Raw genomic sequence first — 10617 nt, 5'->3', positions numbered from 1 at the left:
CGCCCCGCCCATCCACGTCTTGTTTGCTTACCGCGAGTTTAAAGACGTGGATGCCCGGGACAAGCCCGGGCATGACGAGGAGAGACGTTATTGTTACCCTGACTTAAAGTAACAGCGCCTTCTCCATAGCAAGCTCGGCCTCGAGGCTTGCGACGTCGCGATAGATTGACGCGACAGCGAGCACGCGGCCGTTGCACTTGTACTGGAGCAGGCAATCCCTGCCGGCGATGTTGCCGTCCACGGCTATTTCGTCCCATTTCTCGGCGTGGCCGACATAGTTGATCGGCACATCGTAGTGCTGGCTCCAGAAGAACGGCACGGCATCGAACGGCTCGCGCTGCCCGAGCATGTTTCGCGCGGCGGTCTGGCCCTGACGCTCGGCCACCACCCAATGTTCGATCCGAATGTTCTCGCGGGAATGCGGATCGGGCCAGCGCGCGATATCGCCCGCGGCATAGATGCCGGGCACGCTGGTTTCGAGATAGGCATCGACGGTGACGCCGCGATCGATCGCCAGCCCCGCTTTCTCGGCCAATCCGAGGCGGGGGCGCACGCCGACGCCGACCACCACGATATCGGCCTCGATCACGCCGCCGCTCTTCAGCGTCGCGCGCTTGCCGTCGATCGCGGTGACGGTGTCGCCGAGATGAAAAATGACGCCGTGCTCTTCATGCAGGGCGCGGACGAAGTCGCCCATGTCGGGCCCCAGCACGCGCTCCATCGGCCGCTGCTCCAGACCGACGACGTGGACCTCGACATTTCTGGCGCGCAATGACGCTGCGGCCTCTAACCCGATAAAGCTCGCCCCGATCACAACCGCCCGCCGCGCGCCATCGGCCAATGCGATGATTGCGCGGGAATCTGCCAGCGAGCGCAGCACGTGAACGTGAGGCTGATCCGCGCCCGGTATCGGCAGGCGCACCGGCTCGGCGCCGGTCGCCAGCAGCAAGCGGTCGTAGGGGATGGTCTCGCCGCCCGCCGTGACGACATGGCGTGCGTTGACATCGATTGACGTGACCTCGGTCTTCAGCCGCAGGTCGATCTTCGCCCCGGTGTAGAAATCATCCGGCCGCAGCGGCAGCCAATCCTCCGGCGCGCTGCCGGCGAGATAGTCTTTTGACAGGTTCGGCCGGTCTACCGGCGCAGCAGCGTCGCTGCTCAGCATCACGATGCTGCCGCGATAATCCTGACGCCGCAGCATCTCGGCTGCCGCAAAGCCCGCCGCACCGCCGCCGACGATCACGATTTTGCCGGGCGCGTCGGTGGCGGGCTTCACCTGCGGCCTTGGCTGTTCACGCTTTTCCCGAACGAAGACGCGGTCACCTTCCAGCTCGACCTTCCACACCGCGACCGGACTGAGCGCCGGCGCCCGGGTGGCTTCGCCGGTGCGCAGGTCGAAGCAGGCGTGATGCCAGGGACAACGGATGCCCTCCCCGGTCACGAGACCTTCGGCGAGCGGCCCGTGATAATGGGTGCAGTGGGCGCCAATCGCAAAAATCTCCGATCCCGACCGCACCAGCACGACTTCATCGTCACCGACATGACCAAGCAAGGTCTCATCAGCGAATTCGGACGGGGATACGCCCTTTGACAGATCGGGACCGGCGGGCGGAGCTTGCTGATCGGCCATCTCGTCCTCCGCGAAAGCAGCCCAGCATGCGGCTGGTCACGAGATCGGTGTCCGGCTTGTGCATGCCGCGCGTCGCCGTGCGACGCCTTGATAATTACGCCGACGCCCTGCGGTTCCAGAACGTCAACAAGCAGCGTTATGGCCTGAGCTTGGCTGAAGTGCTAAAATGAGACATTCAACAAAGCACCGCACAACCATGAAGACGTTGCTGTTGCTAGTGCTTTCCATGATTGCCGCCGCGCGGGATGCGACGGCACAGGACACAGAATGTGTCCGCGAACGCGCCGCCATGATCGAAACCATCAAGACCTACGCCCGGTCCCACGCCAGTGTTGTGGGACAGCAGGGTTTTTCGGAGCGGGTCCTTGAGGCGATGGGGCAAACGAAACGCCATCTGTTCATTCCCGAGCGATCTTGCTCCATCGCATATGCGGATAGGCCTCTACCGATCGGCCTCGGCCAGACCATATCGCAGCCGTTCATCGTGGCCCTGATGACAGAGTTGGCCGAGGTCGCGCCCGATCATGTTGTGCTCGAAGTCGGTACGGGTTCGGGCTATCAGGCCGCCATCCTTGCGCGCCTGGCGCGAAAGGTCTGCACCATCGAGATTGTCCCGCAATTGGCTGAGACCGCCACGAAAACACTCAAAGACCTCGCGTATGACAATGTGAGCGTCCGGCTGGGCGACGGCTATGCTGGCTGGCCCGAGTGCGGTCCTTTCGACGCCATGGTGGTGACCGCCGCGCTCGGGCAGGTACCGCCGCCGCTGATCGAGCAGCTCAAAGTGGGTGGTCGGCTCGTCATGCCGGTGGGAGCCGAGTACGGCACTCAGCACCTCACGGTCGTCGAGAAAGTCGCCCCTGACAAGACGACAACTCGCGCCGTTGTCCCCGTGCGTTTCGTGCCCTTCACGCGTTCACAGGGCCGGTAACGGTCCGGTTCTTCGCGGAACAGGCCGGACTTGTCGCCCATGGAACTCTCGGTGTTCTTGCCCGTTGAACCTCCAAATCAAGCCAGGGAGGATCCCACATGATCAAGATTGCTCTTGCCGTGGCGACAGCCGCGGCTCTGCTGACGACTGCCCCGCTCGTTACTCCGGCCAAGGCCGAAGGCGTCAAGATGGCCCAAGTCGATGTTCAGATCGGGCGGGACCGCGACGACGACCGCTATTACAGGGACCGTCGCCGCTACGACTCCGACACTACGGTTGGCATCGGCCCAGGTGGTGTCACCGTCGGCCCGCGACAACGCTGCCACTGGGAAACTAGGACGATTGAACGGGACGACGGCCGCAGGATCACGCGCAGGCAGCGCGTCTGCGACTGAAGCCGCGAGCAACGCGACGTCTGCTTTCAGTGCCGTAGATGCCCGGATGGAGCGAAGCGCAATCCGGGAACCTGCCGGTACGGATCAAGAGCCCCGGATTGCGCGGAGCCTGTTATCGGGCGCGCATCCGCGCGACCCGTTGGCTCCGTCCGGGCTACGGACGATCATCCCGTGAGCGCCGCCTTCACCATGCCGCTGGCTTTACCAAAATCCATCTGCCCGGCGAATTTTGCGCGCAGCACGCCGATCACCTTGCCCATGTCCTTCATGCCGGCGGCGCCGGTCTCGGCGATCGCGGCCGTGATCGCAGCCTTCACCTCTTCCTCCGACATCTGCTTGGGCAGATAGGCGGAGATCACCGCGATCTCCTCGCGCTCCTGCGCGGCCAATTCGGCGCGGCCGCCCTTGTCGTAAAGCTCGACCGATTCCTGGCGCTGCTTGATCATCTTCTGAAACACGCCGAGCAGGTCAGCGTCTGACAGCGGCGGCTTGCCCTGCCCGCGCGCATCGATATCGGCGTTCTTGATGGTCGAATTGACCATGCGCAGCGTGGAGAGCTTGCGCTCGTCCTTGGCCTTCATGGCCTCCTTGACCGCATTGTTGATGTCGTCGCGCAGCATGATTTCCTCGCTGAGAATGCGGAGAATTAGGTCTCGCCCAGAGACGCTCGGTTAATCCTCCCGGCCTATATAAGGACTGGCATGAAGGTCGAAAAGCACTTTGCTACGCTGGTATTGTGTCTTGTGGTGCTTTGGACAAGCCGTTTTGCCCTCTATTCGTGTGGAGCTCTTGGCGACCATCGCGTTGAAGCCGCATCGTCGTGGCTGGCGACCGCCGCAGCGGGCGGATTCCTGACCCTTTTTATGTATCCGCTCGCCTACGACGTGGTTTCTTTCCTGACATACCGGCTGGGTTGGGAGGCAAGCTTCGATCATCTCGAGATCTATCCGGGCGACCCTCCTGCGCCGAACGCGCGGCCTGTGTCCCTGAAGACCAAGTTGCTCCTGTTCTACCCGCTTGATCTGGCTGCCGTGATCTTCTTCCTGCTGCCTTGGTGGACGAAAGTGGCCTACTGCGGCTAGGGGACCCGATTCAGGCCGATTTGGCCCAAACCAGCCGAGGCCGGCAGAACCGGCGATCAAATATGCGGCAAACGCATGTGAATCCCGCTCTTTTCCTGGCCTTCCGGCTTTGACGCGCGGGGGCGCTTGCGACTATGAAGTGCGCTCATGACAACATCTGTAAACGCCTCAGCCTGGCCGGACCACAAACCGACCGCGCTCCTCGTGCTTGCCGACGGTACCGTGCTGGAAGGTTTTGGCCTCGGCGCGGAAGGCCACGCCGTCGGCGAGGTCTGCTTCAACACCGCGATGACCGGCTATGAGGAGATCCTCACCGATCCCTCCTATGCCGGGCAGCTCATCACCTTCACCTTCCCGCATATCGGCAATGTCGGCACCAACGAGGAAGACATCGAGACGGTGAACATGGCGGCGACGCCGGGCGCGCGCGGCGTGATCCTGCGCACCGCCATCACCGATCCCTCGAACTACCGCGCGACAAAGCATCTCGATCAGTGGCTGCGGGCCCGCGGCATCATCGGCCTATCCGGCATCGACACCCGCGCGCTCACCGCGCTGATCCGCTCCAAGGGCATGCCGAACGCGGTCATCGCGCACTCGAAGAACGGCGAATTCGACCTGCACGGGATGAAGGAAGAAGCCCGCGAATGGCCGGGCCTCGAAGGAATGGACCTGGTGCCGATGGTAACCTCCGGCCAGCGCTTCACCTGGGACGAGACGCCATGGGTCTGGGAAAAGGGTTTTGGCCGGCAGAGCGAGCCGGAGTTCAACGTGGTCGCGATCGACTACGGCATCAAGCGCAATATTCTGCGGCTGCTCGCCGGTGAAGGCTGCAAGGTCACGGTGGTGCCGGCAACGACGTCGGCCGAAGACATCCTGGCGATGAAGCCGGACGGCGTTTTCCTGAGCAACGGCCCGGGCGATCCGGCCGCGACCGGCAAATACGCCGTGCCGGTCATCCGTGAGGTGATCTCCTCGGGCACGCCGACCTTCGGCATCTGTCTCGGCCACCAGATGCTGGGCCTCGCCGTCGGCGCCAAGACCATGAAGATGCATCAGGGCCATCACGGCGCCAACCATCCGGTGAAAGACGAGACTACCGGCAAGGTTGAGATCACTTCCATGAACCACGGCTTTGCCGTGGACCAGGCGACGCTGCCGGAGGGCGCGACGCAGACCCATATCTCGCTGTTCGACGGCTCCAATTGCGGCATCGAGCTCAAGGGCAAGCCGGTATTCTCGGTGCAGTACCACCCCGAGGCCTCCCCGGGCCCGCGCGACTCGCATTATCTGTTCAAGCGATTTGCGGATCTGATGCGGGCGAATAAGCGAGCGTAGGCGCTCACCTGTCATTGCCGGGCTTGACCCGGCAATCCATCTTTCTTGAAGAGTGATGGATGCCCGGATCCCGGCTCCGCCAAGGCTTCGCCGCGGCTTTCTCCGTTGGCGCGCCGAAGCTTTAGCGGAGGCGGCAAGTCCGGGCATGACATGCTGCCATGTGGCAAGCCTACTGGCTCAGTCAAACGTCCTTTGGTCTGATGATCGTAATTATAACGACAGGGATACTTCATGGACGCCAAACCCACCGCCAAAGTCGAATACGGCGTGACGCCCACGCATGTCATGGCGTCGATGTCAGGCCTCGACTTCGTGCGCGCCATCTTCGACGGCAGATTGCCCTGCCCGCCGATCATGCAGAACGTCGAGCCGTTCGATTCCACTGCCGAGACCGGCCACGTGGTATTCCACAGCGTGCCGGGATTCCGGCATTACAATCCGATCGGCTCGGTGCATGGCGGCTATGCCGCGATCCTGCTGGATTCCGCGATGGGGCTTGCGGTTCACACCGCGCTGCCCGCCGGCACCGGCTACACTACGCTCGAATTCAAGATTTCCTTCATCAAGGGCATGACCAAAGATACCGGCCCGGTCCGCACCGAGGGCAAGACGCTCAGCGTCGGCCGCCGCGCCGCGACCGCAGAAGCGCGCATCACCGACGCCAACGGCCGGCTGCTCGCGCATGCGACGACGACGTGCCTGGTCTTCGAGATTCCGAAGGGAACGTGAGGCGCTGACGACGGTTTGAAGGGGTAGGGTGTTACTCAGACCTCATCCTAGGGAGCGGCGTCTTCGCCTGCGTCTCGAAGGATGAATGGCACCAGCGGGGCCTCGTGGTTCGAGACGGCGCTGCGCGCCTCCTCACCATGAGGATTTAATGGTTACGACGATTGCGGAGAGCCACCATGTCCGTCGTCAGCACTGATATCGAACCCCTCACCTTCATCTTCGAGGACGACGGCCTCGTGCCAAATAACCCGATGCCGTTCCTGGTCTACAAGGGCGCGGTCGATGTCGCGAACGATCATCCGGAAAAGACCATCGAGGGACTGTTCGGCGCCAATGGCTGGGGCGCGATGTGGCGCAACGGCGTCTATGATTATGCGCACTACCACGCCACCGTGCATGAGGCGCTCGGCGTCGCCCGCGGCCGCGCGCGTGTCCGCTTCGGCGGCAACAGCGGCAAGGAGCTCGAGATCGCAGCCGGCGACGTCGCCATCCTGCCCGCCGGCACCGGGCATCAATGCGTATTCGCCAGCCCCGATTTCTGCGTAATCGGGGCCTATCCGCCGGGACCGCCGATGCAGATCACGCGGCCGACGCCTGAGAACCATGCGAAGGCGCTGAAGACGATTCCAGAAGTAAAGCTGCCGAAGACCGATCCGGTCAGGGGCGCGGATGGCCCGCTGGTCGGACTGTGGAAGCGGAGCCGAGCGTAGGCGAATCGGCACTCACTTGGGCGGCCGCAGTTCACTGTTGATCCAGCCGAAGGCGTCGGACCGGAGTGGATCGGCGGCCAGCGTCGTGGTTTCGGTGCGGCCGCATATTGCGCATCGGAACGTGCGTTGCTCCAGGCCTTCCGGTCCATCCGAAACGGCGGATGTGATCATCCGCGCCTGGCAATCGGGACAACGCGGACGGCTTATTGGCGAGAGCTCTGGAGGAGGTTTTTCCGTGCCGAACATGACATTCACCCGGTGTTGGGATGGAACCTGTCGGCGGGTCGCAAATGTGAACGCCGACGGCCATTCACGAGGCCGGAACTCGTGGGCCCTCGATCGCCCCTTTCCGGCACTTTCGGTCAAAATTACAAACACATTCCCCCACAAATATATCCCTCGAACTGTCTGGTACCCGACTATCAGCGCAGAATTAATTAGCTAATGGCGTTACTTGCGCCCACTGTGGGTCTATCGCCGGATCTATTCCCAGGCATCGGTGACAGAGAGAGTTGAAGCTCCCGCCTAACTCGCGTTGGAGCTCCTCGTGGCCGCTGAAAATCACCTCCTGAGTTTACTGGATGCCTCAGCACTGGCCCTGCTGAAACCACACATGCGGACGATTACCGTTGACCATGGCGAACTGCTGCACGGCGCAGCGTCGGAAATCGAGTTCGCCTATTTCCCGCGCTCCTGCATCATTTCCGTTCTCGCCACCACCGAGCAGGGTACGACCGCCGAGACCTCCATCGTCGGCCGCGAGGGAATGATCGGATCGTCGACCATCCACGGCATCACGACGTCGTTTGCGGATTCGATCGTCCAGGTCGCCGGCGAAGCCGTTCGCATTCCCGCCGCGGAAGTCCATCGCGTCGGACGGGACAGCGACAGCTTTCGAAAAACCGTTGCGCTGTTCGATCTTTCTTTGCTCGCGCAGTCGCAGCAATCGACCGCCTGTCAGGCCCTGCACCAGGTGGAAAGCCGCGCCGCGCGCTGGCTCCTGCAGTGCCGGAGACGGCTGGGCAGCAACGACATCCGCCTGACCCAGGAGTTCTTCGGGCAGATGCTCGGAGTTCAGCGCACCACCATCAATCTGGTCGAGCGCACCCTGCAGAATGCCGGCCTCATTCAGATCGGCCGCGGCCGCATCTCCATCCTCGACGCCGAGGGACTGCAGGAGGTCTCATGCGACTGTTACGATCGCATCGAACGGCGGTATGAGGAGCTATTGGGCCCTCTCGACTAAATTTCTTTCTGCTTCCGGAACGATTGGCCAAAACATTTCGCGAATCAATCTGGCCTGGATCCGCCAGCATCGCTGCCGTCATCCCTGGCGGGCGAGCGGCAAGTTCGAGTTGGCTGAAACATCCGCCGCCTGCTCACCTGAAGACAGCCGCATCGCGGCGACCCGGGCGACGAAAAGCCCGATGACGAGGTTTGCCCGTTCGGTCTCCAGTCTGTCGCGGAGCGGCCCGTTCGGCTCGGTCGCGCACATCGTCTTGATGCAATCGAGGGTGCGGGACAATGAATCGACCACCGCCAGTATCGGTTCGATGGATGGCGCCGCCGCCGGCGGCTCCGACGCGGCTTCAGACTTCAGGCCACGCAATTCAATTACTTTCTGCATCGCTTAATTCCAAACCAGAACAGGCAGTAACACACGGCCCGGCTGCATCCGCATCATCCTGCACGGGCTCATCGGGCGGCTTTCATCATAGCGACGCCTCGCACAGGCTCGCTTAAATTGATTATCGGAATCTTGCAGCACAATCTAAAGACGCGCGCTTTTTTGCGCATTCTTGGCCGGCGCGGCGCCGATCCCTATCATCAGCGAGAACGGACCGCTGGCAAAACCAAAGAAGCGCGACCGTTTGGCCAGTTGCGGGTGGCATCCCAACACATGCCAAACGACGAAATTAGCGACAATCAATCCATCCGCGAACACCCGGTGCGACGAGAAAATAATGCACCTCACTGGACCCTGTGCTAGAGTGTTCTCGTGGAGGTAGCCAGCAAGCCCTTCCGTAATTGACCCTATAGCATCACGTTCCAGCACCTTTGTCTCCATTCTGCAGACGTCGTTAGGCGTTCAATGCAGCAGATACTGCATGTCCTTTTGATTACCTAACCTCTCGCCCTCGAGTGCGAAGTCGGAAGCCACCCGCAGCGGGAAGGACGACCAAACCGACCACAAATCACGACAGCCACATCAGTAGAGGAGTGTTCGACATGTTTCGACGGATTCTAACGCTGACATTGTCCCTCTGTCTTGGCGCGGCGGTTGCGCCCGCGGTGCAGGCCCAATCGGCACCGGCCGTCACCCAAGACGAGGCGCACGCTATCGCAGTGGACGCCTACGTTTACTTCTACCCCATCATGACGATGGATGTGTCCCGCAAGCAATTTACAAACGTCGAGCAAGGCAAGGAAGCCTTCAAAGGCCCGATGAACACGTTCACCAACGTGCCCGAATACCCGCCGGCGAGTTTCAGGGGTGTCGTGCGGTCCAACTTCGACACCCTGTATTCCGCCTCGTGGCTGGACATGACCAAGGAGCCCGTCGTCATCTCGGTTCCGGACACCGATGGTCGCTACTACCTGCTGCCGATGCTCGACATGTGGACCGATGTCTTTGCGTCGCCGGGCTGGCGCACGACGGGCACCAAGGCCGGGACGTTCCTGATCACGCCTCCGGGCTGGAGGCCGGATCTGCGCGAAAGATTTGCCGAGGAGTTCAGACTTCCAAAGGACACGCAGCGGATCGAAGCGCCAACGCCCTATGTCTGGGTCATTGGTCGCACCAAGACGGACGGCCCGGCGGACTACGCTGCGGTTCACAAGATCCAGGCCGGCTACAAGATCACTCTGCTTTCAGAATTCGGCAAGACGCCGAAGCCGGTCGAGGTCAAGATCGACTCAGGCGTCGACATGAAGACGCCGCCAAAGACTCAGGTCGATGCCATGACGGCGGGCGTGTATTTCGCCAGTGCCGCCGAGTTGCTCAAGCTTCACCCGCCGCATATCACCGACGAGCCGATCATCGCGCAGATGAAGAAAATTGGCATCGAGCCGGGCAAGAGCTTTGACATCGGCAAGCTCGATCCGGCCGTGCAGAGAGCACTGGAGACCGCACCGCAGGACGCGCAGAAGCTGATGGCCTGGAAGATACCGACGCTGGCGCGGGTTGCGAATGGCTGGTCGATGAACACCGACACGATGGGTGTTTACGGCAACTACTATTTGAAGCGCGCGATCGTCGCTCAGGTCGGGCTCGGTGCAAATCTGCCTGAGGACGCCATCTATCCTCTCAATCTCGGCGACGAATCCGGCAAGCCGCTGGAGGGCGCAAACAAGTACACCATTACGTTTGAAAAAGGCGCCGCTCCGCCGGTCAACGCCTTCTGGTCGATCACCCTTTACGATCCGGACGGATTCCAGGTCGGTAACGTCCTGAACCGCTTCGCCGTCTCTAGCTGGATGCCGTTCAAGTACAATGCCGACGGTTCGCTCGATCTCTACTTCCAGAACGAGAGCCCGGGCAAGGACAAGGAAGCCAACTGGCTTCCGGCCCCGAAGGGAGCCTTCAACCTGACCATGCGCCTCTACAGCCCGAGGTCGGAGGCGCTGACCGGAAAATGGAATCCGCCGCCGGTTGTGAAGTCGCAAACAACGGTGGGCATTTCGGCCCAATAGGAGCGACAGCGCGTCGGCGGCCGACCTTCCGCCGGCCGCCGGATTGCAACGCTTCAGACTTGAAATCTCAAACCCGATTTCCGGATGAGGAGACATTCAAAATGCTGAC

General features: G+C 61.9%; 13 protein-coding genes and 1 pseudogene. 8 read left to right on the top strand and 6 right to left on the bottom strand.

Annotation, left to right across the window (positions count from 1 at the left end; all coding sequences use genetic code 11):
• Window positions 1-103: 103 nt before the first annotated feature.
• Both CP49_RS02715 and CP49_RS46885 read right to left on the bottom strand, forming a co-directional pair.
• Complete coding sequence (locus tag CP49_RS02715; protein WP_057848757.1) at window positions 104-1630, bottom strand: FAD-dependent oxidoreductase; 1527 nt, start codon at window positions 1628-1630, stop codon at window positions 104-106.
• Window positions 1560-1752 (bottom strand): annotated as a pseudogene (locus CP49_RS46885) (hypothetical protein); the annotation flags it as partial. The gene CP49_RS02715 and the pseudogene CP49_RS46885, both read right to left, overlap by 71 nt.
• Before the next feature lie 74 nt (window positions 1753-1826).
• On the opposite strand from CP49_RS46885, the gene CP49_RS02710 reads away from it, so the two are divergent.
• Together CP49_RS02710 and CP49_RS02705 are read left to right on the top strand one after the other, a co-directional pair.
• Window positions 1827-2561, top strand: a complete 735-nt coding sequence (locus CP49_RS02710; protein ID WP_057848756.1) for a protein-L-isoaspartate(D-aspartate) O-methyltransferase — start codon at window positions 1827-1829, stop codon at window positions 2559-2561.
• Window positions 2562-2659: 98 nt separating this feature from the next.
• Window positions 2660-2956 (top strand): hypothetical protein, encoded by a 297-nt coding sequence (locus CP49_RS02705; protein WP_057848755.1) that lies wholly within the window; start codon window positions 2660-2662, stop codon window positions 2954-2956.
• 164 nt (window positions 2957-3120) lie between these two features.
• Here CP49_RS02705 and CP49_RS02700 read toward each other — a convergent pair whose 3' ends face one another.
• Window positions 3121-3576, bottom strand: a complete 456-nt coding sequence (locus CP49_RS02700) for a GatB/YqeY domain-containing protein (RefSeq protein ID WP_057848754.1) — start codon at window positions 3574-3576, stop codon at window positions 3121-3123.
• A gap of 81 nt (window positions 3577-3657) precedes the next feature.
• On the opposite strand from CP49_RS02700, the gene CP49_RS02695 reads away from it, so the two are divergent.
• From CP49_RS02695 to CP49_RS02680, 4 genes are all read left to right on the top strand, one after another.
• Window positions 3658-4038: a hypothetical protein gene (locus CP49_RS02695; protein ID WP_057848753.1), complete on the top strand. Its 381-nt coding sequence runs from the start codon at window positions 3658-3660 to the stop codon at window positions 4036-4038.
• Window positions 4039-4185: 147 nt separating this feature from the next.
• Window positions 4186-5376, top strand: coding sequence for a glutamine-hydrolyzing carbamoyl-phosphate synthase small subunit (carA, locus tag CP49_RS02690; RefSeq protein WP_057848752.1), 1191 nt, complete (start codon window positions 4186-4188; stop codon window positions 5374-5376).
• A 231-nt stretch (window positions 5377-5607) separates the two neighbouring features.
• Window positions 5608-6105, top strand: coding sequence for a PaaI family thioesterase (locus CP49_RS02685; RefSeq protein ID WP_057848751.1), 498 nt, complete (start codon window positions 5608-5610; stop codon window positions 6103-6105).
• A 176-nt stretch (window positions 6106-6281) separates the two neighbouring features.
• Window positions 6282-6815 carry a hypothetical protein gene (locus CP49_RS02680; protein WP_057848750.1) on the top strand — a complete coding sequence of 178 codons (534 nt, stop codon included), beginning with the start codon at window positions 6282-6284 and terminating at the stop codon, window positions 6813-6815.
• A gap of 12 nt (window positions 6816-6827) precedes the next feature.
• Here CP49_RS02680 and CP49_RS44265 read toward each other — a convergent pair whose 3' ends face one another.
• On the bottom strand, window positions 6828-7061 hold the full coding sequence (locus CP49_RS44265) for a hypothetical protein (RefSeq protein ID WP_063791612.1): 234 nt from the start codon (window positions 7059-7061) through the stop codon (window positions 6828-6830).
• A gap of 367 nt (window positions 7062-7428) precedes the next feature.
• On the opposite strand from CP49_RS44265, the gene CP49_RS02675 reads away from it, so the two are divergent.
• Complete coding sequence (locus tag CP49_RS02675; RefSeq protein ID WP_057848749.1) at window positions 7429-8061, top strand: Crp/Fnr family transcriptional regulator; 633 nt, start codon at window positions 7429-7431, stop codon at window positions 8059-8061.
• Window positions 8062-8139: 78 nt separating this feature from the next.
• Here CP49_RS02675 and CP49_RS02670 read toward each other — a convergent pair whose 3' ends face one another.
• Window positions 8140-8442, bottom strand: a complete 303-nt coding sequence (locus tag CP49_RS02670) for a hypothetical protein (protein WP_057848748.1) — start codon at window positions 8440-8442, stop codon at window positions 8140-8142.
• Window positions 8443-8586: 144 nt separating this feature from the next.
• A complete protein-coding gene (locus CP49_RS44260; protein WP_156437987.1) occupies window positions 8587-8871 on the bottom strand; it encodes a hypothetical protein in 285 nt (94 codons plus the stop codon).
• A 173-nt stretch (window positions 8872-9044) separates the two neighbouring features.
• Here CP49_RS44260 and CP49_RS02665 point away from each other — a divergent pair, with 173 nt between their 5' ends.
• Entirely contained in the window at window positions 9045-10508 is a 1464-nt protein-coding gene (locus tag CP49_RS02665; protein WP_057848773.1) for a DUF1254 domain-containing protein, read from the top strand.
• Window positions 10509-10617: the final 109 nt, after the last annotated feature.

Source organism: Bradyrhizobium valentinum (genome assembly GCF_001440405.1).
GTDB classification, from domain to species: domain Bacteria; phylum Pseudomonadota; class Alphaproteobacteria; order Rhizobiales; family Xanthobacteraceae; genus Bradyrhizobium; species Bradyrhizobium valentinum.
Note: the sequence above shows the minus strand (reverse complement) of the source record. Positions and strands in the feature narration are given on the sequence as shown.